At 65.5% G+C, this 26768-nt stretch carries 20 protein-coding genes; 5 read left to right on the top strand and 15 right to left on the bottom strand.

The window, feature by feature from the left end; all coding sequences use genetic code 11:
- Window positions 1-57 precede the first annotated feature (57 nt).
- A complete protein-coding gene (locus LRX75_RS00520; protein ID WP_231811268.1) occupies window positions 58-855 on the top strand; it encodes an IclR family transcriptional regulator in 798 nt (265 codons plus the stop codon).
- Window positions 856-949: 94 nt separating this feature from the next.
- Window positions 950-1804: an amidohydrolase family protein gene (locus tag LRX75_RS00515; protein WP_231811267.1), complete on the top strand. Its 855-nt coding sequence runs from the start codon at window positions 950-952 to the stop codon at window positions 1802-1804.
- A 6-nt stretch (window positions 1805-1810) separates the two neighbouring features.
- On the opposite strand, the gene LRX75_RS00510 is transcribed toward LRX75_RS00515, so the two are convergent.
- The 8 genes from LRX75_RS00510 to LRX75_RS00475 all read right to left on the bottom strand — a co-directional run bounded on the left by LRX75_RS00510 (window position 1811) and on the right by LRX75_RS00475 (window position 9457).
- Window positions 1811-2830, bottom strand: a complete 1020-nt coding sequence (locus LRX75_RS00510; RefSeq protein WP_231811266.1) for an ABC transporter permease — start codon at window positions 2828-2830, stop codon at window positions 1811-1813.
- A 1-nt stretch (window position 2831) separates the two neighbouring features.
- On the bottom strand, window positions 2832-3791 hold the full coding sequence (locus tag LRX75_RS00505; protein ID WP_231811265.1) for an ABC transporter permease: 960 nt from the start codon (window positions 3789-3791) through the stop codon (window positions 2832-2834).
- The gene (locus tag LRX75_RS00500; protein ID WP_231811264.1) at window positions 3788-4531 is read right to left on the bottom strand and encodes an ATP-binding cassette domain-containing protein; all 744 of its coding nucleotides are present in this window, start codon (window positions 4529-4531) and stop codon (window positions 3788-3790) included. The genes LRX75_RS00505 and LRX75_RS00500 overlap by 4 nt, the downstream gene beginning before the upstream one ends.
- Entirely contained in the window at window positions 4524-5264 is a 741-nt protein-coding gene (locus tag LRX75_RS00495) for an ATP-binding cassette domain-containing protein (RefSeq protein ID WP_231811263.1), read from the bottom strand. The genes LRX75_RS00500 and LRX75_RS00495 overlap by 8 nt, the downstream gene beginning before the upstream one ends.
- Before the next feature lie 63 nt (window positions 5265-5327).
- The gene (locus LRX75_RS00490; RefSeq protein ID WP_231811262.1) at window positions 5328-6518 is read right to left on the bottom strand and encodes a substrate-binding domain-containing protein; all 1191 of its coding nucleotides are present in this window, start codon (window positions 6516-6518) and stop codon (window positions 5328-5330) included.
- A gap of 42 nt (window positions 6519-6560) precedes the next feature.
- Complete coding sequence (locus tag LRX75_RS00485) at window positions 6561-7676, bottom strand: extracellular solute-binding protein (RefSeq protein ID WP_269456025.1); 1116 nt, start codon at window positions 7674-7676, stop codon at window positions 6561-6563.
- Between the two features lie 26 nt (window positions 7677-7702).
- Window positions 7703-8902, bottom strand: coding sequence for a CaiB/BaiF CoA transferase family protein (locus tag LRX75_RS00480; RefSeq protein ID WP_231811260.1), 1200 nt, complete (start codon window positions 8900-8902; stop codon window positions 7703-7705).
- Between the two features lie 6 nt (window positions 8903-8908).
- Window positions 8909-9457 carry a MaoC/PaaZ C-terminal domain-containing protein gene (locus LRX75_RS00475; protein ID WP_113148671.1) on the bottom strand — a complete coding sequence of 183 codons (549 nt, stop codon included), beginning with the start codon at window positions 9455-9457 and terminating at the stop codon, window positions 8909-8911.
- A 130-nt stretch (window positions 9458-9587) separates the two neighbouring features.
- On the opposite strand from LRX75_RS00475, the gene LRX75_RS00470 reads away from it, so the two are divergent.
- Window positions 9588-10676 (top strand): lactonase family protein, encoded by a 1089-nt coding sequence (locus LRX75_RS00470; RefSeq protein WP_231811259.1) that lies wholly within the window; start codon window positions 9588-9590, stop codon window positions 10674-10676.
- A 45-nt stretch (window positions 10677-10721) separates the two neighbouring features.
- Here LRX75_RS00470 and LRX75_RS00465 read toward each other — a convergent pair whose 3' ends face one another.
- From LRX75_RS00465 to LRX75_RS00450, 4 genes are read right to left on the bottom strand one after another with little or no spacing between them, the layout of a single operon-like run.
- Entirely contained in the window at window positions 10722-11981 is a 1260-nt protein-coding gene (locus LRX75_RS00465) for an ABC transporter substrate-binding protein (protein ID WP_231811258.1), read from the bottom strand.
- 1 nt (window position 11982) lies between these two features.
- Entirely contained in the window at window positions 11983-13029 is a 1047-nt protein-coding gene (locus LRX75_RS00460) for an aldo/keto reductase (RefSeq protein WP_231811257.1), read from the bottom strand.
- A gap of 4 nt (window positions 13030-13033) precedes the next feature.
- A complete protein-coding gene (locus LRX75_RS00455; protein WP_231811256.1) occupies window positions 13034-13393 on the bottom strand; it encodes a TIGR04076 family protein in 360 nt (119 codons plus the stop codon).
- The gene (locus LRX75_RS00450) at window positions 13386-14144 is read right to left on the bottom strand and encodes a GntR family transcriptional regulator (protein WP_231811255.1); all 759 of its coding nucleotides are present in this window, start codon (window positions 14142-14144) and stop codon (window positions 13386-13388) included. Before LRX75_RS00450 ends, LRX75_RS00455 begins: the two co-directional genes overlap by 8 nt.
- Window positions 14145-14428: 284 nt before the next feature.
- Here LRX75_RS00450 and LRX75_RS00445 point away from each other — a divergent pair, with 284 nt between their 5' ends.
- Window positions 14429-14719, top strand: coding sequence for a hypothetical protein (locus tag LRX75_RS00445; protein ID WP_231811254.1), 291 nt, complete (start codon window positions 14429-14431; stop codon window positions 14717-14719).
- 93 nt (window positions 14720-14812) lie between these two features.
- A complete protein-coding gene (locus LRX75_RS00440) occupies window positions 14813-21922 on the top strand; it encodes a VCBS domain-containing protein (RefSeq protein ID WP_231811253.1) in 7110 nt (2369 codons plus the stop codon).
- A 15-nt stretch (window positions 21923-21937) separates the two neighbouring features.
- Here the strand turns inward: LRX75_RS00440 and LRX75_RS00435 are convergent, their stop codons facing one another.
- From LRX75_RS00435 to LRX75_RS00425, 3 genes are all read right to left on the bottom strand, one after another.
- Window positions 21938-23491 (bottom strand): TolC family protein, encoded by a 1554-nt coding sequence (locus LRX75_RS00435; RefSeq protein ID WP_231811252.1) that lies wholly within the window; start codon window positions 23489-23491, stop codon window positions 21938-21940.
- Complete coding sequence (locus LRX75_RS00430) at window positions 23491-24867, bottom strand: HlyD family type I secretion periplasmic adaptor subunit (RefSeq protein WP_231811251.1); 1377 nt, start codon at window positions 24865-24867, stop codon at window positions 23491-23493. The genes LRX75_RS00435 and LRX75_RS00430 overlap by 1 nt, the downstream gene beginning before the upstream one ends.
- A 138-nt stretch (window positions 24868-25005) precedes the next feature.
- A complete protein-coding gene (locus LRX75_RS00425) occupies window positions 25006-26652 on the bottom strand; it encodes a type I secretion system permease/ATPase (protein ID WP_231811250.1) in 1647 nt (548 codons plus the stop codon).
- Window positions 26653-26768 lie beyond the last annotated feature (116 nt).

Raw genomic sequence — 26768 nt, 5'->3', positions numbered from 1 at the left:
GCTTTGTCGGTCCATCGTTCTTCGTATATGGAAATGCGTATTCACAGGGGGTCCCGCATGTCGGACGGAGAAGACGATCGCTACCGCGCACCGGCGCTGGACAAGGGGCTCGATATTCTGGAGCTTTTGGCCGGTGTGGATGGCGGCCTGACGCAGGCGGAGATTTCCAAGAAGCTCAATCGCAGCCCGAACGAGTTCTACCGGATGCTCGACCGCCTCGTCCGGCGCGGCTACATCACCCGCATCGACGGCGACCGCTACTCCCTGACGCTCAAGCTCTTCGGTCTCGCGCAGCTGCATGCCCCGACGCGGCGCCTGGCGGCCTATGCGACGCCGCTGATGCGCGACCTTGCGCAGCGGACCCGGCAGGCCAACCAGCTCGCCGTGTTCGACCGCGGCTCCGCCGTCGTCATCGCCCAGCAGGAAGCGCCGGATTACTGGGGCATTTCCATTCGCGTCGGCTCGCATATCAGCCTGTTCGACACCGGCTCCGGTCATGTCCTCCTTGCCTTCCGCCCGCCGGAGGAGCGGGAGATGATGATCTCCGAGCACGTGAAGAGCCGGAAGGACATCACCCTGACACCGGAGTTCTATGCGCGCCTCGACGAGATCCGCGCGCGCGGCTACGAGATGATGGCGAGCGCCCAGACGGCCGGGGTGTTCAACCTCTCGGCCCCGATTCTCGGTCCGGACCGTCGCGGTATCGCGGCCCTCACCGTGCCCTATATCAGCCTCGTCAACGCGCCGTCGGCGCCCGATATCTCCACGACGATCTCGCTGCTGCAGAAGACCGCCGAGCAGCTTTCGCTTCTCGCCGGCTCCGACGTCCAGCACGACGGGCCGGCGGAAACGTAAGCCTCTTCTTAGCCTGCGACGCGACATTCTTATTTGAAACCTCTGCTTCCCTATGAGAGTGTCGCCGAAGGCGCATGGCGCGGGAGGAGCAGCGATGATCATCGACACCCATCTTCACCTGATCGACAGGACGGCCCTCACCTATCCATGGCTTTCATCGGTGCCTGCGCTCGACCGCGACTACCTTTATGAGACCTATCGTCAGGAGGCCCTGCGTTGCGGCATCGCCGCCAGCCTGCACATGGAGGTCGATGTCGCGGCCGAGGAGATCGAGGCGGAAACGCTGCATGTGGGGCAGCTCGCAGCGCTCCCCGAAAGCCTCCTCGTCGGCGCCATCGCTGCTTGCCGGCCGGAAGACCAGAGCTTTCCCGCGATGCTCGAGCGTCAGCGCGAGAACCCGCTGGTCAAGGGTTTTCGCCGCGTCCTCCACGTCATGCCGGACGACCTGTCGGAAAGCGCGGTCTTTCGCGACAACATCAAGCGCCTCGCGGGCACGGGTCTCACCTTCGATCTCTGCGTACTGCCGCGCCAGCTGGGTCACGCGGCGGCCCTTGCCGACCTCGCGCCGGATGTGACCTTCATCCTCGACCATTGCGGCGTTCCCGATATCAAGGCGGGCGATATCTCGCTGTGGCGGGACGAGCTGAAGGATGTCGCACGCCGGCCGAACGTGGTCTGCAAGATATCCGGGCTCATCGCCTATACCGATCCCGACAGCTGGAGCGTGGACAAGATCCGTCCCTATGCGGAAACCGCCATCCTGCAATTTGGATGGGACAGGGTGGTGTGGGGCAGCGACTGGCCCGTCTGCACGCTCGCCGGCAGCCTCTCCACCTGGGTTGCAGCTACGCATGCGCTGCTTGCGGGCAGCAGCGATTCCGAGCGCCACGCCCTGCTGGCCGGCAATGCGCTGAAGCTCTGGAGCCTCGATCTCCCGATCGGAGCCTGACGCGCCTCAGATCGTCATGCTGACATGCCGCTCCCGGCCGTAGATCGAGACGAGCAGGATGATGACGGCGCCGAGCGACGCCTGCACGGCGGCGGGCTGGAAGCCGAGGCCGATCAGCAAGGTGTTGATCTCGGTGAGAACCAGCACGCCGGCGATCGTGCCGAGATAGCTGCCGCGCCCGCCGACCAGCGCCGCGCCGCCCACGACCACGGCCGCAATCGTCTGGAACAGATAGGGCTGGCCGACATCGCCATAGGCCGAGCCGGTGAAGCCGAGGAGCAGAATGCCGGTGACGGCGGCAAACATGGCGCTGAGCGAGAAGGTCAGCATCCACATACGCACAGGGTCGATCAGCGCGAGGATGGCAGCGCCGGGATTGCTGCCGAGCGCGTAAAGCCGCCGCCCGTAGGGCGTGCGGGCAAGCACGAGCACGATGAGCGTCGCGAGCACGGCCAGCGCCGGCACCACCCAGGGAAAGGGCAGCGGGCCCGCCGAACCGCCGATGGAAACGAAGGCGGAGACGTAGGGTGGCGCGGAGCCGGACGGAAACCCCGCCGTCCAGAGCAGAACGGACCCCTGCACGATCATGCCGATCCCCAGGGTCACGATCAGCGGATGGATATCGAGCCGCCGGGAGATATAGCCGTTCAGCGCACCGATCAGCATGGCGACCACGATCACGAAGAGACAGACGAGCGCGAAATTCCATTTGTCGCCATAGAGCTGTGCGGCCACCACATTGGCAAAGCCAATGATGAAGGGAATGGACAGATCGATGCCACCCAGGATGACCACGAGTGTCTGCCCGATGGAGGCGACGGCGAGGAGCGCGGCGATGACCAGCAGCGCGCGGATGGCGAACGGCGAGGAATAGCCCGGGATGGCGAGCGTGCCGACCAGATGCAGCACGCCCGCGATGAGAAAGGCCATGAGGATGCGGCCGTTCGTGCCGGCAAGGCCCGAGCGGATGCGCAGCGCAAGGCTTGACCGTGCCGCGCCGGTGCGACCTGTTTCGACGACAGCCATGTCAGACCTCCCGGCCACGGGCCGCCCGCTCTTGCACGGCCGTCAGAATGACGGCGGCAACGAGAATGGCGCCATAGGCGATTTGCAGCACATAGGTGGAAACGTTGAAGGCGGTGAGTACGCTCTGCAGCAGGAAGATGTCGATCGCGCCGATGGAGGCGCCGACCAGCCCGCCACGCCCGCCGGCAAGGCTGACGCCGCCGAGCGCCACGGCCGCAATCGAGATCAGCGTATAGGCCTGCCCGATGTTCGGGTCGGCCGAGCCGATCAGCGCGGTCAGCATCAGCCCCGCGACGGCGGCGAACACGCCCGTGATAACATAGGCGATGAAGCGGACGCGGGTGACATCGACGCCGGCGGTATAGGCCGCGCGGTCGTCGCTGCCGATCGCCATCAGCTGGTCGTAATAGGGCAGCCGGCGGATGATCCACCAGGCGGCAAAGAGCGCGATCAGCGGCAGGGCCGACCAGGGGCCGGCCAGCGCCTTCAGCCAGCCCGGCGCCGGCCCGATCGGCGCGGGCAGGATGGTCAGGGTCACGCCGGTGAGGACGAGATAGGTTCCGAGCGTCGCCACGATCGGCTGGATCCGCACCAGTGTCGTCAGCGCCCCGTTAATGGCGCCGATGGCAGCGCCGATCAGGAGGGCTGCGGGAATGATGACGAGCGGCGAGGAAATGCCGGCCTTCAGAAACAGAAGCTGGATGACGATGGCATTGACGAAGCCCATCAGCGGCCCGACCGAAATATCGATGCCGCCGCGTCCCGCGAGAATGACAGGCGCGGAGGCCACCGCCGCACCGATGAGCGGCGCGGCAAGCCCGATGAGCGACCCCCAGGCCGATGGCTGGAAGCGTGCCGGGTTGAGGACGAGGTTCACGACAAGCAGGATGACGAGAAGCACGAGCGCAAAGCCCGTATCGCGCCGGAGCCCGTGCAGTGTCCGCAGGTACGCCTTCGTCATGCCGCGCGTCCGAACATGGCGGCGATGACGGCATCGGTGGTCATGGCAGGCCCCTGCAGGTTGGCGACGATATCATGGTCGCGGAAAACGACAACGCGGTGGCACAAGAGCAGGATCTCCTCGATCTCGCTGGAGAGAACCACCAGCGCCATGCCGTCCCGCGCGAGATCGCGGAAGACGTCGTAAAGCACATGACGGGTGGCGACATCGACGCCGCGGGTGGGGTCGTTGAGCAACAGCACATCCGGCTTCAAGGCGAGAGCGCGCGCCAGCAGCACCTTCTGCTGATTGCCGCCCGAGAGCGTGGTGATCGCCGCATCCGGCCGCGGTGCTGCGATGGACAGCCGGTCGCGATAGACCTCGTAGCGCCGCGCGCGCTGGCCGGCGCTGATGACGCCGAAGCGGGCATCCTCCGACACCGTGGATATGGCGAAGTTGTCGAGGACCGACTGGGTGGGGAAGATGCCTGTCGCCCGCCGATCGCGCGGGAGGTAGGCGACATGAGCGGCGACGGCCTTGCGGAAATCGGTGATCCGCGTTTCCGCGCCGCCCCGTTCCAGAGACACGGCTCCGGCAAGCGGCTTTTGCAGGCCGGCGAGCGTTTCGAGAAAGCGCTCCTGTCCATGTCCGTCCAGGCCGGCGAGACCGACGATCTCGCCGGAGCGGATCTCCTCGACGATCGGGGTCGCGCCGCGCCGGATGACGAGATCACGGGCATGAAGGCGTGCGGAATCAGACATGCAGCAACTCCGCGGCCGTTTGTGGCGCCATGGCTTTCAGAAGCTCCGCGGGCGTCGAGAGCCCGCGCTCCTCGGTCGTCACGACCTTGCCGCTGCGCAGAATGGAGATCCTGTCGGAGAGGCTCATGACCTCGTCCATGCGGTGGGTGATGAAAAGCAGCAGCGAACCTTCCGCCGCCAGCTGGCGCATCAGGGAGAAGACGGACTCGCGGTCGGCATAATCGAGCGCGGCCGTCACTTCGTCGAGGATGAGAACGCGCGGACGGCGGACGACCGCACGCGCCAGAACGATCAACTGTTGTGCCGCAAGCGGCAGAGAGCCGGCTTTGACATCGAGCGGCACGGGCGTAACGGCAAAGCGGGCCAGCGCATCCGCCGCCGTCTGCCGCCGCCGGTCGCGCGGGATCCTGCGGTGCACGAGCCCGTCGAGCCCGAGCAGGATATTGTCTTCAACGCTCCTGTCCGGCGCGATCAGCACTTCCTGGAACACCGTGGCAAAGCCCGCAGCCTGGAATTCGGCGGGCCTGCGTCCCGAAAACGGCGTCCCGTCCAGCAGCATCGTGCCGCCATCCGGCTGGACGATGCCGGACAGCAATTTCACCAGCGTGCTCTTGCCGGAGCCGTTCTCGCCGAGGATCGTGTGGATGGTGCCGGCGCGGAACGCGATACTGGCGCCGGCAAGAGCCACCGTCTCGCCGTATCGTTTCGACAGAGTATGGATTTCGAGCATCATGCCGTCCGCCTGTGGCGGCGGGCCATCCCGATGGAACGCGCCCGCCTTTCCTTCATCTTGTCGCTACTTCGCACAGGCATCGGGCGTGGACGCATAGTCCCAGCCGGGTGTGGGCTTGGCGCCGGTGAAATAGGCGTCGAGCAGCGGTTCCGGCATCGGATCCTGCGGCGGAACCGGGAAGACGGACACGGAGTCCGGCATCATGCAGTCCTTGTACCAGCTCGCCAGATCGGCATTGTGGATGGCGGGGATGGGGATCATCAGCGTGTTCAGCTTCGGCTTCTGCCCGTCCAGCATGCGCGCTCCGACGCGAAACAGCGTCTGCGCCGTCCAATGCGGCAGAAGCGCATGGCCCTCGAAACGGAACTTGTCGGGATTGGCCTTCCAGTAACCGAGTGCGTCGCCGGTGAGCGAACCGGTGATCAGCGGCGCCGGGCGTCCGGCTTCGGCAAAGGCCTCGGCGACGACGCGGCTCTCGCTCCCGGTGGTCCAGACCGCATCGATCGGCGCCGGATTGGTGGCGATCGCCTGGAAGACGACCGTCTTCGTGACGTTGGCCGTCCAGTTGCCGTTGACGCTGCGCGCGACCTTCAGCCTGGTGTTCTCGGCAAGCGCCTTGTCGCCACCCTGCCGTTCCTGCACCACGATCGGATGGCCGGCGATGCCCTCGACGAGGAGAACGCTGCCGCCGTCCGGCAGAGCCTTGCCGACCGCGCTCATCATGTCGTAGCCCCAGCGCGCATAGTTGGAATCGACATTGATCGCGTTCGGGCTGGTGACGGATCCGGCAGCCGTCACGAACGGAATGCCGGCCTTGGCTGCTGCGTCGATCGCATCGTCCAGCGCCGTCGCCGAGCCGGGGATGGAGGTGATGATCGAGCAGCCCTTGTCGACGAAGGCGCGGATCTGGTTGATCTGCTGGCTGACGTCATTGTTGCTGTCGGAGACTTCGAAGCTTGCGACGGTACCGTTCGCGATCAACCCTTCGACCAGACGCTGCAGTTCCTTCGTCACGGTCACCCGCCACGGATTGCCCTGATAGGATTCCGAATGGCACCATTTCCAGGGCTTTGCCGGCGCCGTAAAGCCATCCCAGGCCGACGGCAGAACCGCTTGCGGCGCACCCTCGTACTGCGCCTTCAGGGGCTCGGGCAGAGCGCCGATGACGGTTGCGACGGTATCCTGCGCCTGAACGGCGTGCGTGGACAGGATGAGCGCCGTTGCGGCCAGAAGGCCGTTGATCCTCATTGTCATTTCTATATCTCCTCCCGAATGCCCGGCTCCTCCGCCGGGATGCTAGATCGTCTTGAAACTCTCGCGGAACAGGCGGTTGAGGTCGGCGACGACCTCTGCCGCCGGATGCTTTTCCAGAAGGCCGCGATTGATCCGGTCGGATGCCGCCTGCTGGAACGGCATGTAGCCGTCGTGCCGCGGGCGGACCCAGGCGGCCTCGAGCGTGGCCCGCGTGGCGCGGTAAAAATCGGCCGTTGAGGCGTTCACCGCCCCGTCTTCCCAGGCCGCCGCATGTCCCGGCTGTCCGCCGGATGCGGCATAGAGGCCCTTCTGGACATCGCCGCTGGCGATCCAGTAGGCAAAATCGATCGCGTCCCGGGGCGACGACGAGAAGGCGGAAACCGCGATGCCGGTGCCACCCAGCGCAGACCCGACAGGGCCGTTCTTGCCCGCGGAGGGTATGTCGCAAAAATGGACGGGCTTCTCCCGAAACCCGGCCATGGCATAGCTGACATAGCCGTAGATCAGGGGTGCCAAGACATAGGCCGAGCCGGTCTCCGCCATGGCTTCGAGAACGGCAATCGGGTCCATCTCGAAGCACATCGAGGGGACGAGGGCCGCGAGTTCCCGCAACGCCTCGAACGCGCCCGCACCGGCCTCCGTCGCTATGAATTCCGCGCCATCGACGGCGCAGGGCGTGCCCAGATTGGCGGCCAGCGTGTAGAAGCACATGAGGCTGTGTGGCGGGCGAAGCGGCAGCAGCACGCGGCCTTCGCGTGCCAGATCGATCACCGCGTCCCAACGCTGCGGCGGTGCAGACAGAAGATCCGGGCGGACGGCCTGGACCTGGGTTGCCGCGTCGATGGGCAGGCCCCACTGCCGGCCCTGCCAGTGGTAGCTCGGAAAGGATGCGCCGACGCTGCCGGCGCGAAGCGCCTCTGCTTCCGCCGCCTTCTCCGGCACGTCGAGCGGCGCGAGGCAGGTCTCCCGCGTGATCTGGCCGACATGCGGATGGTCGATGACGATGAGGTCGTAGGCGCGCGCCAGGTCCTCGACGGGATAGGTCTCGAAATCCTGCAGGGAGCGTTTGTCCCAGGTGATGGTGACGCCGGTCCGCTCCTCCCAGAGACGCGAGCAGGCGACCATCGGATCGTAGCCGCGCGGATGGTTCCAGGTCATGCCCTTGAGGGTGATACCTTGCGTGCTCACAGGCCAAACTCCTGCCGGATGGCCGCGCTCTGCTCACCGATCCGGGGCGCTGCCCGATCGAACGTGGGCCGCACGCCGTCGATCCGCAGCGGCGAGCGCGTGGTGTGGATGGACACGCCATCGTCGCGCGACACCGTCTGCAGCATATCGAGATGCTGGAAGCCGTCGCTGTCCATCAGCTCCTTCCAGTCCAGCACCTTGGCGCACCAGATGTCGGCCGGCTCCAGGATCGCCAGCCATTCGTCGATGGTCTTTTCCGAGACGCGCTTGGCAATGAGCGCCTTGATCGCATCGCGCGCGGTAAACCAGCTCGACGGGTCGTCCCGAAACAGGGCGAGCTCGTCCATCTCCAGAAGGTCCGCCAGTTTCGGGATCGGCGTCATCGCGATGGCGAGGTATCCGTCGGCTGCGGGATAGACGCCGTAGGGGGCCGAGAGATAGGCGTGGGCGCTGCGGAAATCCGAACGCTTCGGCAGGCGCAAGCCGTCGTTGAGATGGGTGGTCAACACCTCGAACTGCAGATCGACCAGGGCTTCGAGCAGGCTGGTTTCCACATGGCTGCCCTTGCCCGTCACGCCGCGCCGCACGAGCGCTGCAAGAATCCCTTGCGCCGCAGCTGCACCGGCCAGCATGTCGCCGATGGCGAGCCCGAAGGGCACCGGGCCCTGCCCCTCGTCGCCATTCAGCCACATCACGCCGGAGCGCGACTGCGCCAGAAGATCCTGCCCCGGCCGCGAGACCCAGGGACCCGCATTGCCGTAGCCGCTGATCGAGCAGAAGACGATGCGCGGATTGATCGCCTTTACGTTCGCATAGTCGAGCCCCAGCCGCTCGATGACGCCGGGGCGGAAGTTCTGGATGACGACGTCGGCGCTTTCCAGAAGCTTGCGCAGCGCCGCGAGGTCGTCCGCATTCTTCAGGTCGATCGCCAGGCTCTCCTTGGCGCGGTTGATGGCGTGGAAGATCGTGGAGTCGCCGCCGATTTCCGTATCACTCAAGTAGAGCCGCCGTGACAGGTCGCCGCCATCGGGCCGCTCGATCTTGATCACGCGGGCGCCGAGATCCATCAGACGGAGCGAACAATAGGGGCCGGACAGGAACTGGCTCATATCCACGACCAGAAGGCCGCTTAAAGGAAGTTCGGCGTCATTCGTTGCGGCTGGGGTCGTGAGGGTCGGGATATCGGAGATCGGCATAACGGCTTACTTTTCGGTGGCGGCGACAGCGCCGGGGTTCTTGTAGCGGACGGTCTGGAGATGCTCGCAGTAGAGCACCAGCTCGCCTTCGCCCTTGAAGATCTCGTAGCTGGCCCGGATCAGGCCGAGATCCGCCGTGCGCGGCGTCTTCTCCATATTGGTCCGGATCGTGTAGATCGTGTCGCCGATAAAGACCGGCTTGATGAAGCGCAGCCTGTCGTAGCCGTAGGAAAAGGCGTTGACGCAGTTGGTGGCGACGAGGCCGAGGCCTGCGGAAAAGACGAAGGCACCGGCAACGAGCCGACGGCCGAAGACACCCTCCCGCCGGGCGAACATCTCGTCCTGAACGTAAGGATGGATGTCGGTCACGAGCGTGTTGAAGAGGTGGCTGTCGGACTCCCCGATGGTACGGCGCAGCGACCGGATTTTCTGGCCGACCGGCCAATCCTCGTAGAACCAGTTCTCCGCATTCCAAACCGGAAGGCCCGCATGATCTGCCGGCATGTCCGAGGGAAATGTGCTTTCCACACCCACAGTCGGCTGAAACGTCTCCACGAAGCTCCTCCTCCGTATTTTCTTATGTGAAGATAGTGTTCACATATGGATTGCATTTGCAAGGGGCATCGATCATTCTCCTGGCGGGAAAAGGCGCCGTTGGTTGACGGCAACGACGGGAGGAAGAGACATGGCGGAGCCCTGCCTGATATTTGTCGGATCGCTCAATCGGGAGGCGCCGTATTTCCAAGGCGCGCGCGGGACGGGACTGACGGTCTACAGCTTTGACGAGGACACGCTGGAAGTAGCGCCGCTTGCCGGCTTTTCCGGCATCGACAACCCGACGTTCCTTTCGGTGACGTCGGGCGGGCACCGGGTCTATGCCAATTCCGAGATTTTCGGCTGGTCGGAAGGTCTGGTCTCGGCGCTATCCTTCGACCGGGCAAGGGGAACCCTCGCGCCGATCGGCATGCAGCCGACGCTCGGCAGCATCACGGCCCACAATATGATTTCGGACGACGGCAGATGGCTGTTTGTCGTGAATTACGGCATGGGTGCGGGCGGACCGGATCAATCGCTGGTGGTCTACGGCATTCGGGAGGACGGAAGCTTGACGCCGCCGGTCTCCAGCGTGCAGCAGGCGGGAACCGGGCCGGATGCCGACCGGCAGGAGCGCAGCCACGCCCATAGCGTCACCCGTATCGGCCCGAACCTGCTGCTGATCGCGGATCTCGGAACCGACACGCTGACCACCTATGCCGTCGATGACGACGGCGGCCTGTCACGCCGCCATGTCTGCCCGACCGCGCCCGGTGCCGGTCCCCGGCATGCCGTCCTTCATCCCGGCGGCGGCTGGATCTTCGTGATGAACGAGCTGGATTCGACCGTTGCAAGCTATGCCGTCAGCGCCGACGGCCGGCTGACGCCCGTCGATGCGAAATCCGCCGTGCCCGAGACGGCCCGCGCAGACAACCACTGCGCCGATATCCAGATCTCGCCGGACGGGCGTTTCGTCTACGGCTCGAACCGCGGGCACGACAGCATCGTCACCTTTGCCGTCGACGACGCCACCGGCCAGCTGACGCATGTCGCGCACACGCCCTGCGGTGGTGCAACGCCGCGAAACCTCGCGATCTCCCCCTCCGGTCGTCATCTTCTCTGCGCCAACCAGAACGCCGACGTCATCACCATCTTCGCACGGGATGCGCAGAGCGGAAGTCTGACAGCGACCGGTGCGACGATCGCCGTGGGCACGCCCATGTGTATCCGCTTCGCGTGATCGGCCGAAAGGCCGGCAGGGACTGCCCCACCGGCCGAAGACGGCCTACTTGCCGTCCTTCAGCTTGCCGACCTCCTCGGCGCTCAGTTCGCCGACGGTCGTCACCTCGCCGTTGGTGATCTTCCACAAACGGAACGGACCGGTGATATCACCATACTGGTCGAAGCTCACCGGGCCGATGACGCCCTCGTACTTGACCGGCTTGCCCTCCTTGATCAGCGCCAGAGCCTTGACGAACTCTTGCTTGCCGGCATGGATCTGCGTGCCGCCCTCGGCCACGACCTCCCGCATCGCGGTCTTGATGGCCGCTGCATCCGACGTGCCGGCCTTGGCGATGGCGAGCCCGACGATGGCGCCGGCATCGTAGGAACGGTCGGCGGCCGGCGCCGACGGCGCGATGCCGCCGGAGAAGGCTTCGTAATTGGCGTTGAAATATTCGGTCGAGGCGGTCGGGCTCGTGCCGGACGACGTGCCGTAGGCGTTTTCGAGATATTGCGCGCCGACGCTCTCGATGAAGTCCTTGGAGTTCATGCCGTCGTTCAGGAGGAACGTCTGCTTGCCGCCGCCGGAAATCCAGGCGCGCGCGATCGTCGCACCGTCCACCGGCGTGCTGACGAGGTAGAGCGCGTCCGGCTCTCCGGCCATGGCGGCACTTGCCTCCGACGCATAGCTCGACTGCTTCTCGTTATAGGGCGTCGTGGTGGTGATGGTGCCGCCGAGCTTCTCGTATGCCGTCTTGAACTCGCGCACCATGTTGACGCCGAAGTCGTTGTTGACGTTGATGATGGCGATCTTCTTCAAACCCTGGTCGATCGCGTATTTCGCCGCCGCCGTTCCCTGCAGCGCATCCGAGGTGATGGTGCGGAAGAACACGCCGTTCGTCTTGCCGTCGCGACCGAGCGCGGTCAGCGTCGGCGACGAGGAAGCCGGCGAGACCTGAACGACGCCCGCCGGCGCCGTGACCGAGGTCAGGATCGGAATGGACACGGAGGAGATGATGCCGCCGATGATGACCGGCACCTTCTTGATGTTGACGAGCTGCGTTGCCTGATCGACGGCGACATTGCCCTGGCTCTGGCTGTCGCGGGTATCGGCCACGACCTTGCAGCCGCCGACGCCTCCGGCGTCATTGATGTCGCGGAAGGCCATCTCGACGGATTTCGCCCCCGCCTGGCCGTATTCGCCGGCGGGCCCCGTCAGTTCCATCACGAGGCCGACGGTGATGTCGCAATCAGCCGAAAGAGCCGGTGACGTAGAGGCGGCCAGCGTGGCGAAGAGCGCTGCGAGCAGATGTGACGGTCTCATTTTATTCCCCTTTGTTGAGATTGTATTTCATGATGGCGCCGTGCCGGCCCGTGCGGTCGCGCTCCAGCGCGTAGACATCGCCGTCCAGCGGCCGGGCTTCGGCAAGGACCGCTGCCAGCGCCGCATGATCTGCGTCATCAAGTGCGATATCGGAAATGGCGAGATTGGCCGGCAGGTGGGCGCGGTTGCGTGCACCGACGATGACGGCGGCAACGGCAGGCTTCGTCAGCATGGCCGCACTTGCAACCGTCGCGATATCGGTGCCGTGGCGGTCGGCAATGCGCCGCAATGTGCCCAGCAGCGACTGGAACAGATCCCATCCGCCGATATCGTCGATGACCAGCTTGTACTTGGTCAGCGACCGGTTTTCGAGCGGGTTCTCCGGTTCCGCCTGCCCCAGCCAGCGATCGCCGAGGAAGCCACCGGCAACGGTTCCATAGCAGAACAGGGCGAACCCTTTGGCCTGCGCGAGATCGACCATGCGCTTTTCCGGCCGCCGGTCGAGCAGCGAATATTGCAGCTGGAGGGAGGCGACGGGAACGCCGGCATCGATGATGGCCGCCACGTGATCGGTGTCGAAGTTGGTAAGGCTCACCTTTCCGATCTTACCCTCGTCGGACAGTTCCTTCAGCCATCCCGCCGTCTCCAGCCAGCCAGGCACGTCGAGCGCCCACCAGTGAAACTGGACGAGATCGAGCGTCTCAAGCTTCAGCCTCTGGCGCGATGTGTCGATCACGCCCTCGACATACGCCTTGTCGATGGTCGGCAGGACGGCAAGATCGGGCACGAACTTCGTATGGACCCGGATGCGGGACAGCGCCTCTGCCCCGCGCAGGTTGCCGTAGGCAAGCCGGAAGCGGCCGATCAGGTCCTCGACACCCGTATAGATGTCGGCACAGTCGAAGGTGGTGATGCCGGCATCCGCGAAAGCGATCATGTCCTCCACCGCCGTGTCCCCATCGACGGTGCCATGGCCACCGGCAAGCTGCCAGCCGCCGCGGATGACGCGGGAGATCTCGTAACCGGGAGCAAGGGCGATGCGTTGCATGTCGTCAGGCCTGTGTTTCGTCGTTCAGGGGGACTGCGGTGGTCGCCGCGTGGCTGAAACGCCGGTGGCGCAGCCGCGTGATGCGCAGCCGCGTCGAGCAGTTCGGGTCGGGACACGCAATCTCCGCATCCGTCGTCATCCAGTCGTTGCGGTGGGTGGGCCGCTGCTTGGCGGCCAGCAGCGGCAGCACGGAAGCGAGCGAATAGATCGACAGGCCCTGCCCCTCCGGCAGGTGCAGCATTTCGCCGCGCAGCTCGAAATGGTCGCCCGGCTTCGCGCCGCAATAGACCGCGCCACCCTCGGGAATGATCACGTCCACCCGCAGATCGAACAGCTCGAAGCCGTCATCGGCAGCCTCAACCATAGCGCACCTCCCGGCCGTCCTGCGCATCGAGCCGCCCCCGGATGAGGTCGAAGGATCGGCTGATGTCGTTGGTCAGTGCCCGAAGCGCCGCGTCCTCGTCGCCTGCCTCGAGCGCGGCAATCAGCGCCCAGTGATGGTCGGTCGCCGCAAGCCCGCCCTGCGCGTCGTGGATCTGCGCCGCCTGTCGGATGATGGCGCCGGATTGCAGCCAGAGGCTTTCCACGATCGACAGCAGAACGGGCGAGCGGGCAACGCTGTAGAGATGAAAATGGAAACGCTGGTTCAGCGCGGAGGTGACATGGCCAATGTCCTTGCCATGCGTTTCGAAGGCGGCATCGCACGCCGCATTGGCCTGCGTCAGGATCGCGAGATCCTCGCGCGTCAGGTGCGGCAGCGCGAGCGAGACCATCCGCCCTTCGATGAGGATCCGGGCGCGGGCAAGATCGTCGAGCCGGGCGCGGGTGATGAGCGGCACGCGGACGGAGCGGTTCGGCAGAGACTCCAGCGCCTTTTCCGATACGAGGCGGCCCAGCGCCTCGCGCACCGGCATGGTGCTGGTCTGCAGGCGCTCGGCCAGATCGACGATGCGCAGCACGTCGCCGGCATCGAACATGCCGCTGATGAGAGAATGGCGCAGCTGGGCATAGACGCGATCCTGCACCGTCTCGCGCCCGACCGGCGAAAGCGCAGACGCCTCGACGCCAGCGGTCGCGGGTTCGTCTCGCAAACCGCCTTCCTTGCCTTTCGTCATCGCCCTCTCCCGTTGCCGCTGGTCTGCACGACCAACCGAGTTTGATCAAACATCACAGATCAAATCAAGCGGCTTCCGGACACCCCACAACGATCTCCCGGCCTTGAGGGTGAGGATGCACTTCGCGCGACAGCGCAGAATATGGATGAGAAAACCTGCGATCAGCGTTAAAATTAACCGTATAAATCGGTCAAATTTTAGCAATCCCGCATTTTGCTTCTTATTTAAGGAGTTTAGGCAATACTGTTGTTCAATATTCAGCGCGTTATACTGACGAGGACAATATGATCCATCATTCCGAAAAGCAGGCTGCCTTCATTATGGGTGTTGCCGGTCTCGGCGTCATGCTGGCGACGGCAGGTGTGGCAAGGATCGCCGCCCATCTGCAGACGACAGAGGCCTTCCTCGGCGCGATCTGCGGCGGTTCGGCCGATGCTTCGGGCTCGATACTGGCCAACGCGGTCCATTGCTGGGGCTGCCCGGCCGCCGCTCTCGGCCTCGGCCTCATGGTGTCTGCCATTGTTGCCGCAGGGCAGCGTCCGGCTGGTGCACGTCTGCTGCAAGCGGCGCGCTGACGCAGGCTTTCGACCGCATTTTCATCTTTGACCGTTTCGGGACACTGCAGGCTGAACGCCTTGGCAGTCTGTTCATCACATGGAGTATGACCAATGGCCAACCCGACCTCCAAGGACATGAATGGCAACGGCGAATGGGGTGCCGTCATCAAGGACGCCCTCATTCCGCTGCATTCCATCGTCCTTCCCGACGGCAAGGTCCTCGCCTTCGGCACGGATGGCGTGGCCGGAGATTACGACGCGCGGTTCGTCTATTCCATCTACGATCCGGTCACGGGCGTGCTCAAGGTCCTGCCCAACACCACCGGCACCAACATTTTCTGCTCGCAGATGTCGATCGACCCGACCACGGGCAACGTCATCATCATGGGTGGCGATAACCACAATACGGGCGAAGCCGGCGGCACCTGGACCGGCCGGCACGATGTCGTGGTGTTCGACTACACCACTCAGTCGATCCGCAACATCTCGCAGGAGGATTCGAGCTTCGCCCTGCACCAGGCCCGCTGGTACGGAACCACGGTCACGCTGAGCAACGGCGAAATCCTGATGGTCGGCGGGCGCGACGAGAACTCCAACGGCTCGACCTTCGCCGAGATCTACAACAGCGAAACGGGCATGCGCCAGCTGTCCGGCACCTATATGGGCGACATGAAGGATGGCGAGGGCACGCTGACCGGCACCTATTACTATCCGCATGCCTGGCAGGTCACGGATGGGTCGGTGATCATCATCGAGGCCGGCGGCACCAGCAATGCCGGCCATGACGTCTACCGCATGGACGTACACGGCGAAGGCTCTGTGCAGAAGATCGGCAAGCTGCCCTTCGACACCCGCAACCTCACCGGCTCCATGATGTACGAGACCGACAAGGTCATCGTCGCCTCGAGCACCGGTCAGGTCTGGAAGGCCGATCTGTCGCAACCGACGATCAAGTGGGAACTCGCCTTCTCGATCGCGGACGAGAATGGCGGCGGCCTGGTCGCCCGCACCAACGGCACCTTCATCATGATGCCCGACGGCAAGGTCGCCATGGTTGGCGGCGCCTCCAGCGCCGGCCTCCTGGCCGATAATATCGGGACGGCGCAGCACTCCGTCCTGTTCTGGGATCCCGCAACGGGGGCGGTCACCTATTCCGAGAAGCAGGATCTCGCCCGGATGTACCATTCGAGCGCACTTCTCCTCCCCGACGGCACGATCTATTCCGGCGGCAGCGGCTCGCCGGGGCCGGAAGAGAACGCGAACTTCCAGATCCTCAACCCGTCCTATCTCTTCGACGCCAACGGCAATCCGACCTCCGATCGCCCCTCGATCGTGTCCGCGCCGACCAATATCGATACGGACAGCGTCATCCGCATCACCGTGGACGACACCTCCGACATCGGCAAGATCACCTTCATCAAGTCCGGCGCCAACACCCATGCGCGCAATGCCGACGTGCGGTTCGTGGAGCTCGACCACAAGATCATCGACGGCAACACGGTCGAGATCACCATCCCGAAGGCCAATGTCGCCATTCCCGGCGCCTGGATGATGTTCGTCGTGGACAAAAACGGCGTGCCGTCCGTCGCCAAGATGGTCGGCGTCGACATGGTCGATCTCAAGCAGACCGACAATCTCCAGGGGGGTGGCGCGACCATCTATGCCATCGACAACGAGCAGATCGACGGCGCCTTCGCGCTGGCCGTGAGCGCACGCTTCGACGATCTGGCGGGCGGCAGGAACCAGAAGATCTTCGACCTCGGCAACGGCCCGGATGCGCAGAATATCTGGCTCGGTCAGGTCGGTGAGACCCATGACATCGAGTTCGTGATCAAGCAGAGCGGAGAAACCTACCGGATCGTCGCGACCAACGCGATCGTGGAAGGCGAGACCGCGACATGGCGCGTCGGCGTCGATCCGAACGGCGTGATGCGCATCATCAAGAATTCCGAGGTTCTGAAAGAGGGCCAGGGCGTCGTGCCCGCCGACGTCGATCGTGCGCATTACCTCATCGGCGAATCCAGCGTCTCCGGCGACGCGCATTTCGTCGGCCTGATCCGCGACCTGAAGATCGCCAATTACGGCAATTTCGCCGATCTCGATCCGTCCGCACCGAGCAGCCCCTGCGCCACGACCGGCGAGGCCGTCTGCCTTTGCGGCCTGCTCGTGCCGGATGTGGACGATACGGCCGGCAACGACGCGCCGAAGGTATTCACGAAATACTCGACGCTGGCCGGAGATGTCACCGAACTGAAGAACGGCACGCCGGGCGAGAACAAGACCGAACTGACCACGAGCGGCATCATCGCCTTTGCCGATGCGGACGCGGAAGCCCACACCGCACGCATCACGCCGAAGGGCGCCGACTATCTCGGCCAGCTGACGATCGGCAACCCGACGACCGGCGTCGGCGTGAAGACCGGCTCGATCACCTGGACCTACAAGGTCAACGACGTGGCCCTCGACACGCTGTCGGAGAGCCAGGAGGTCGTGCAGACCTATGACGTCGCCATCGACGACGGCCATGGCGGCATCACCGTGCAGACGATCTCCGTCACGCTGCGCGGCTCGGACGATCCGGGCTTCCCGACGGACAGCCAGGTCACCGTCGTCTCCCGCCTTGCAACCACGAAGGCCGACGACACCGTCGTCTTCGGTGACAATGTTCGACTGATGACCGGCGGCGACTTCGGCGGCGGCTCGAACCGGCTGGAAGCCGGCACCTTCTTCGAGTTGAAGGCCGGTAATCTCGACTTCGGCAACAGCCTGCATTCCGCCTCTCTTTCCACCGGCATGGGTGCCCGCCTGAATGGCGGCGACATTCTCATGGGCAAGGGCGGCATCAAGAACACGGTCGTCCTCGGCGACGAAACGACCTTCAGCCTCATCCGGGCCGATGGCTCGGGTGCCGGCACCGTCAACACGGTGACGATCGGCGACCGGTCGAAATCGGACGCCGCCATCGACATGGATGGTGCCGGCACGGCTGCAAACTTCGCTACGATGAAGATCAAGCTCGGCGACGGCGTCAGCATCGGTGGCGGCATCGATGCCGACGGCGCCTATTCCACCAAGACCTTCGACTTCGGATCCGGCGTGACCGTGGGCGGCGCGATGACGCTGAACGGCGTGCAGAACATCAACACCCTCACGGCCGGCGACACCTTCACCCTGCGTGGCGGACTGACCGGCAGCGCCACCGGCGTCGATACGATCACGCTCGGCAAGAACTGGAACATCGATGGCCGCGTCAGCCTGGGCGGTGGCGATGACCGGCTGAGCCTCGGCCTCTCCACCGTCGACACGACGCCGACGACGTTTGACGGCGGTGCCGGCAGGGACGCGCTCTCCCTCAGCATCGACGCGGGCGATCTCGCCAGCTTCGAAGCAGCGGCGAGGGCAGCAGGCTGGGTCGCGCTGGGCGGCGATGTCTGGACGCCCCGCGGCAACCTCACCTGGCGCGGCATGACGTTTACCAATTTCGAAAGCGCCGAACTGAAGGTCGCGGGTCGCAACGACGCGCCGGAGGTGGTGGCCTCCGGCACGACGAAGACCGGCGCCGTCGGCGAGCTTGCCGATGGACGGATCGGCGAGAACAGCACGAGCCTGAAGGCCAACGGCACGATCGAGTTCAGCGACAAGAACCTCGGCGACACGCACAGCGTGACGATCACGCCGCGCGACGGCGGCTATCTCGGGACCGTGGAGTACAAGCAGCCGACCTCCGCACAGTTCGGCCTGCTGCCCTGGGTCTATTCCGTCAGCAGCGGTGCGCTCGACTGGCTTGCCGAAGGACAGGTACGCACGCAGCTCTATGACGTCCGGATCACGGACAGCAAGGGCGCGAGCACGACCGAGACCATCACCGTCACGATCACCGGGGCCAACGACGCGCCTGTCATCACGGCGGCGACATCCACGCTGTCGGGCACGGTCACCGAGCTTGCCGACGGTGCTCCGCAGGAGAACCAGGCAACCCATACGGCAACCGGAGTGATCAGCATCGCCGATGCCGATATCACCGACAAGCATGCGACGAGCTACATCGCCGGCGGCGCGAATTATCTCGGGACATTCAGCCTCGGCACCGTGTCCGGCGGCAAGCTCGGCTGGACATTCCAGGTCGGAGATGCCGCGCTCGACAGGCTCGAAGCCGGCGAGGTGCTGACCCAGTCCTATCAGGTGACTGTGGACGACGGCCATGGCGGCAAGGCGACGGAGACCGTCTCCGTCACCATTCGCGGCGCGCACGACGACTTCAGGGTCAATGTCGCGCCGGTCATCGACGTCGCGCACTCGACGCTCGCCGGGGTCGTGGCCGAGCCGGCAGGCCAGGAAAGCTCCGTTCTGAACGCCAGCGGCGCCCTCACCTTCTTTGATGCCGACGCGGCCGGCAGCGTGCCCACCATCACGGTCGCCGCGCGCGGCGCGGACTATCTGGGTGCGCTCGTTCTCGGAACGGCGTCGGGCAGCCAGGTGGGCTGGACGTTCTCCGTTGCCCCGAGCGCCGTCGACATGCTTGCCGCCGGCGAGACGCGCGTCCAGATCTACGACCTTACCGTCGATGACGGGCGCGGCGGAAAGGCGACGCAGCCGATCAGCGTTACGATCACGGGAACCAACGACGCACCGGTCATTCTCACAAGCGCCTCCATCCTTGCCGGCGGCGTCACGGAACTGGCGGACGGCTCGGCCGGGGAGAACAGGACGAGCCTGACGACGGCGGGATCGGTCCGCTATTCCGACGCGGACCTCAGCGACAGCCATACCGCGACGTTTGCGGCGAAGGGCGCCGGCTATCTCGGTACCTTCAGCCTCATTCCGGGAGAAAACGGCAGGATCGGCTGGACCTTTACCGCGGAGGACAGCGCCCTCGACACGCTCAAGGCGGGAGAGGTTCTCACCCAGTCCTACGACATCGCCATCGATGACGGTCATGGCGGCCGGACGACCCAGACGGCGGTCGTGACGATCACCGGTGCCGCCGACGCGGACGCCGGCCCGACGATCGTCTCCGCCCTCAAGGCCGGGGCCGGCACTGACGCCATCGTGTTCGGCGACAACACCACCCTCACCCAGGGCGGCGGCTTCGGCGCGGGTGCCAACAGCCTGACGGCCGGCGACAATTTCGTGCTCAAGGCCGGCGCGCTCAATTTCGATGCGAGCACGGGTGCGGCAAAGCTGGCCCTCGGAAAGAACGCCGATCTGAACGGCGGCGACATTCTGATGAGCAATGCCGGCGCTGCAAACGCGGTAACCGTCGGCGACGGATCGAAGATCAGCTACGTGCTGATGAACGGCGGCGGGGCCAATGCGTCGCAGACGCTGACGCTCGGGCAGAAGGTGACGACGGATTACGCGATCGTCCTCAACGGCAGCGGTACGACGGCGGACGCGATGGAACTCGATGTCAGGATCGGCACCGGCTCCGTGGTCGGCGGCGCTCTGACCGCGAACGGCAACAACGCCACGAAGACGGTCACGCTCGGCGACGCGGTCACGATCGCCGGCGCGCTCTCCCTCCAGGGTGCGAACAACACGACGACGGTGAAGATCGGCGACGATCTCACGCTCAAGGGCGCCTTCACCGGTGCGGGCTCCGGTACCGAAACGGTCGAGATCGGCCGCAACTGGCAGATCGACGGCCAGGTCGATCTGGGGGCCGGCAACGACACGCTGCGGATCGGCACCACGACCCGCGACGGCGCAGGCACCATCTCCGGCGGTGCCGGCAATGACAGCCTCGACATCGTCATGACGGCCGACCTGCGCGCCTCGTTCGAAAGCGCGGCCTCGGCGGCGAACTGGGTTCGCAAGACGGACGGCAGCTGGGATCCACAGGGCCGCGCCCTGAGCTGGCAGGGCAACACCTATACGAGCTTCGAAGCCGTGAAGACCACCATCGTCGCCGGCACCTCGGCGGCGCCCGTGAAGACGGCCATCGACAGCCTGCAGGCAACAGCCGGCGCGGATGCCTTCATCCTCACATCGGACGTCACCCTGCAGAACGGCACCTATTTCGCCGGCGGCGCCAACAGCCTGACGGCCGGCGACAATTTCCTCTTGAAGGCCGGCACGCTGAACTTCGACGGCAGTTCGGGCGCCTCCAACCTGACGCTCGGCAGGAATGCGAACCTCAACGGCGGCGATATCCTGATGAGCAATGCCGGTGCTGCAAACGCGGTGACCATCGGCGACGGCTCAAAGATCAGCTACGTGCTGATGAACGGCGGCGGCGCGAAGGCATCGCAGACCTTGACGCTGGGCGAGAAGGTCACCACCGACTATGCCGTGGTGATCGACGGCAGCGGCACGTCCGCCGACGCTATGGAGATCGACGTCACAATCGGCAGCGGGTCCTCGATCGGCGGCGTTCTCTACGCCAACGGCAACAATGCCACGAAGACCGTGACGCTCGGAAACAACGTCACCATCGACGGCGCCCTGTCGCTGCAGGGCACCAACAACACGACCACAGTCCGGATCGGCGACGATCTCACGCTCAAGGGCGCCTTTATCGGCGCGGGGTCCGGATCGGAAACGGTCGAGATCGGCCGGAACTGGCAGATCGACGGCGCCGTGGACCTTGGAGCCGGCAACGACAAGCTGCGCATCGGCAGCACCAACCGCGACAGCGCGGGCACCATCGCTGGTGGCGCCGGCACCGACAGCCTCGAGCTGGTCCTTGCCAGCACGGCCGAGAAGACCGCCTTTGCAGCCGTTGCCAAGGCGGCGGGCTGGCAGATGCTCGACGACGGCAGCTGGAACACGCTCGGTCGCGCCGTGACATGGCATGGCGTGACCTACACGACCTTCGAGACGGCCAAGGCCATCGTCGAGCCGGTGGCGGTGATCGCCGCGAATGCCGGTGACGGGCATATCCAGGGCATCGCCGCCTCAGCCGTGGAGACGGGCATGGCGAGAGCGGTCACGCTCGATACCGCCACCTTCTACGGCACCGACGGCGACGACTTCATCCTCGGCAATGCCGGCGACAACATCCTCGAGCCGCGCGGCGGCAACGATACCGTCGACGCCGGACAGGGCTACGATGTGCTCCGTCTTTCCGGGAATGCCGCCGACTACAGCTTCGTCAAGGAAGCGGATGGCACGATCCTCATGTCCAGCGCTCTTGAGGGCCACGACGTCCTGCACAATGTCGAAGCCGTCTGGTTCCACGACTCCGCCCATCCGACGGTAATCGACCACCTGACGAACTGATCGGCAGACGACCGGCTACCGGGCGACGACCACGCCCGGGAGCGATAGAGGCCGTTCGCCCGCGCCGGGGTTCCCCGTGCCGCGTTCGTGGACGCCCCTGCCGCCTCCCGCGCCGACGATCTCGGCAAGCAACCCGGAGGCTGCGGCGAGGCGTGTGATGGCAGCGAAGCGGCTGACGACGGCTTCCAGCTCCTCGCTGGTCGCCATCGTCAGCTGGCGTCGTGTGAGCAGAACGTCGTCTATGGGGATGAGGCCTGCATGGTACTGGTCCACCTTGGCCGCATAGGCCGTGCGCAGCGCCGCGATCTTGCGGCGGGACAGCTCCGCCTGCCGGGTCGCGGACTGGACCTCGATCCAGTCGACGCGCAACTGCGTCTCGGCCTTCCGGTCTTCCGAAAGCGCACGATGCATCGCCGCATTGGCAAGCTCGTCGGCCTCGCGCACATCGGCCGTGGTCGTGAGATCGACCAGGGGCACGGTCAGCTGCAGCCCGACGCTCCAGCCGTCCGCGTTGCGGCTGGTGCGGGTCGTGCGTGAGGTCCTGTAGTCCGTCTTCAGGTCGAGACGCGGGAGGTAGCGGCCCTTGGCCACCTTGCGCCCGTTTTCCGCGGCATCGAAGCGGTGCCAGTTGGCTTCGAGCCCGGAATTGCGCGAATGCGTCAGATCCACCAGCGCATCCAGACCCCGGCGCGGCACGGCTTCGAGATCGGGAAGCTTGAACCCGCCGGGTGCAGTCTGCCGCAGCTGGGAAGAGAGGATCGCCCGCGATTTCGCAGCCGAACTGCCGGCGACCACCAGGGTGCGGGCGACGTCGCTCAGTTCCGCTTCCAGTTCCGCGACATCGCCTTCGCTGGCGTGCCCGGCCTCGACGCGACCGCGTACGGCCTTCCGCAAGGTGCCGAGATCTCGCAGAGTGTCTTCCAGCACCTTGGCCTGCCGGGTCGCGAGGTTCAGGTCGATCGCGGCATTGATGGTTTCGAGCGCCACGCTCTCCGTGACGCTGCGCAATTCGGCAGCCGCCGCCAGCGCCCGGCTCTCCGCACTGCGCTTCGTGTACAGGCGTTGCCCGCCATCGAGCAGCGGCAGGGCGATGGAGATGCCGGCATTCATGCCGGCATCGCTGAAGGAAAGGGACGAGTCCCGGTCGTCGCCGATCCAGGCATTGCCGGAAACGGTCGGCAGAAACGCCGCACCGGCCCGGCTGACGCCGGCCTGCGCAGCCCGTTTCTCGGCCGACAGGCTGCGGACGAGATCGCTTTCCTCGATCGCCACCGAAACGGCATCCATCAGATCCGCCGATACGCTGCCGATTCCCTCGCGCAGCAGCAGGGACGGCGCGTTCGCGATGTCTCGCGCCGCCGGAGGGCGGCGAATGGGCAGGGATGCGGCACCCAGCTGGTCCATCATCGTCAGACGCAGATCGAGGCCGGACGGTGTACCCCCCGTCTGGATCGGATCGATCGTCATCAGCCGCAAGCCCTGATCGCCGGCCGGACGACGGTCGTCGGCAAAGCCGGTGCCCGCCATGAGGCAGGTGCAGGCGAGCGCAAGCCAAGAACGCGTCATCATCAAGGCTCCCGGAAGCTGCGGGAGAGACTGTCGGTAAACGGCGCCAAGACATAGTCGGCAAAGGTCCGGCTTTCGCCTTCGATATAGACCTGCGCCGTCATGCCCGGACCAAGCAGCGCCTGTTCGGCGGGGGCGGCCTGCGTCAACAGGAGATCGACCTCGAAATAGTGCTGCCCGGTCTTCTCGTCCGCCGTGGAGTCCGCGGCAACCCGCGTAACGCGGGCGTCGATGTCGTCGAAAATCCGGGCGTTCAGCGCCGCGATCTTGACGCGGGCCGTCTGCCCGGTGCGCACATGGGTGATGTCGTGCGGCGCGATGCGCGCCTTGACGGCGAAGTCGCTGCCGGACGGCACGATTTCGGCCAGCACCTCGCCGGGCGCGATGACGGCACCGATCGTCGTATGCTTGGAATGGACCACCGTGCCGGTGACCGGCGCGCGGAGGTCCGCGGAGCTCACCGCTGCCTCTGCGGCCTGCATCTGCCCGGAAATCTGCCGCATCTCCGCCAGAACCTCCGTCAGCTTCATGGAGGTCTCGCGCTGGTCGGTAAGCCGCGCCTGCCGGATACGGGAGTCGATCTCGCCCGCATCGTCTTCCAGCGCGTCGTTCTCGGCCTTCAGGTTGGAAAGGTCCGAGGTCCGTGCCAGCAGCTGGTCCTCCGCGTCCCAAAGCACCTTGCGGGCAATATGCCCCCTGTCGACGGCCGGTTGCAGCGCGCCGGCCTGACGCTTGAGGGAAGCGACCTGCGTTTCCATCACGCCCAGCCGCTCCCTGACGCCCTCGCGCCGGCGGATCAGCGCATCCTTGCGCGCAAGCATCGCCTCGATCTCGGCATCCGCGGCCCCACGGCCGCGCGCGAACTGGCGCTGCTGTTCGGCGACAAGCGGATCGCCCGCACCCGTCGCGCCGGTCTGAAGAGAGTCGAGCGGAGCCGGCGTGGTATCGAAGCCCTGGCGCATCTCCATCAGCCCGAAATCATCCGTCGGCGCGCGACCGGCGTTCGCCGCAACCGCATTCTCCGCCTCGAGCCGGCGCCGCATCGCATCGAGCACGGCAAAGCGCGCCTTGAAGCGGATGAGATCCGCCTGGTTGTTGACCGGATCGAGACGCAGGACGGGCGCACCGGCCTGCACCACCTCGCCGTCGCGCGCGGCGATGTCGGTCACCACGCCGCCGGTGCGGTGCTGCAGCACCTTGTTGCGACCGCTGGAGACAAGCACGCCTTCGGCAACCACGGCCGAGCTGATCGGAAACAGCAGAGACCAGAGGAGGAAAAGACCGGCGCCGGCCAGCAGGCCGCGGCTCGACAGAGAGAGAATGTCGCGCGTTTCCGTCTTCACCCCGTCGGCCCAGCGACCCTGCATGTCGTCCGGCACCTTTGCGTCCGCGACGCCAACGGGTGTCGCGGGACGGAAAAGGTCCGACCACAATCCATCGTCGGACGGTCCGGGGCTTAGGCCCTGACCGCCGCCGGCAGGCGGCATCTGTACAGGTCGGTCGTGTGTCATCCTGCGTCAGGCCACCTGTGTCTGGTCGTGTCGGGGTGCCGCTGGCGCTGCGGGCTGCTCGGCAAGGAGGGTCAGCGGCTGGAGCGTGCCGTCGGCGATCGTGAACGCCCGGTCCACCACGCGGAGAATGGAGGTGCGATGGGCGGCGATGACGACGGCCGCCTTGCGGTGCCGGGCCTCCGCGACCGCCACCAGAAGCGCGCGTTCGCCCTTCTGGTCGAGGCTCGCATTCGGCTCGTCGAGCACGAGGATCTTCGGATCGCCATAAAGCGCGCGCGCCAGCGCGATCCGCTGCTTCTGCCCGGTGGACAGGAGGAACGAGCGGTTGCCGGCCAGCGTGCGGTAGCCCTCGGGCAGGCCGACGATCAGGTCATGGACGCTCGCGCCCTTGGCCGCGGCGATGATCCTGTCCTCGGTCGCATCCGGGTCGAACCGGGCGATATTGGCGGCGATCGTGCCGGGGAAGAACTCGATGTCCTGCGAGACATAACCGATCGTGCGGCCCCACTGGGCCGACGGCCAGACGTCCTGCGCGATATCATCCACGGAAACCGCGCCGCCCGTCGGCGCGATGGCGCCGACCATGATCTGGATGAGCGTCGATTTGCCCGCCCCGGTCGCGCCGGTGATCAGCACGACCTCGCCCGGCATGACCTGCAGGTCGACGTCCTTCAAGAGGTACCGGTCGGGCTTGTTCGGATCGGGCGCGAAGCTCACGCCGTGGAGGGCGAGTCTGCCCTCCGGCGCAGGCAGCGTCATGCGCGCCTGGATCGACTTGTCGGGACCGATCATCTCCTCGATGTCGCGGATGGAGGCCGCGCCGCGCGAGATCTGCTCCCAGCCGCCGATGACCTGGTCGATCGGCGCGAAGGCCTTGCCGGAGATCATCGAGGACATGAAGATCATGCCGGCCGACATTTCGTTGCTGAGCACGAGGAACGCGCCCCAGCCCATCATCAGCACCTGCAGCATCTGGCGGAAAGCCTTGCTGATCGCCTGATAGCGCGCGGAGGTGGCACCCGCCGCCTCGCTTTCCCGAAGGCCGAGCGCCGTCTTGCGTCCCCAGATGGTGAGAAACGTCGAGAGCATGCCATGGGCGCGCAGGTCCTCGATGCGGTTGAAAGCGCTCTGGGCGAAGCTGATCGCATCGTTCTCCGCCTGCCGGCTGCGCTCCCGCTCCTTTTCGGTCGCGGCCATGTTGAGCCAGGAAAGCGCGGCGAGGACGAGAATGCCGACGACGGTCAGGAGGCCGAGGCTCCAGTGGAGCACCGTCATGATCAGCACGTAAAGGGGAATGAACGGCACATCGAACAGGGAGGCGAAGGTGCGCCCGCCGATGAAGGCGCGGGCGGCGGAAAAATCGCGCAGCATCTTGCCGGCTTTCGGGCCTGCCTTCTGGTCCGCCGCAAGCCGCGCGAAAAGCTTCGGTGCAACCGTTACGGTATATTTCGCCGCCGCCCGGACGGCGAGATGGCTGCGCACCGCATCGGCCAGCCCCCAGACCACCAGAGCGACGAGAACGATCAGGGTAAGGTAGACCAGCGTCCCGATCGACCGCGAGCCGAGCACGCGATCGTACACCTGCAGCATATGGATGGAGGGCGCGATGACCAGCAGGTTTGCGATGATGGAATAGACGAATATGCCGCGCATATGGGTCGCCGTTATTCCAGCCAATGTCCGTAACGGTGCCAACATGATCCGCAGCCCTCTTTCGGCGACCCTAAATCAGTCATGGTTAATTTTCGTTGAAGTCATTGATGAGGGCC

Origin of the sequence: Rhizobium quercicola (assembly GCF_021168455.1) — a bacterium.
Taxonomy (GTDB): domain Bacteria; phylum Pseudomonadota; class Alphaproteobacteria; order Rhizobiales; family Rhizobiaceae; genus Ferranicluibacter; species Ferranicluibacter quercicola.
This window is presented reverse-complemented; position numbering and strand designations above follow the sequence as displayed.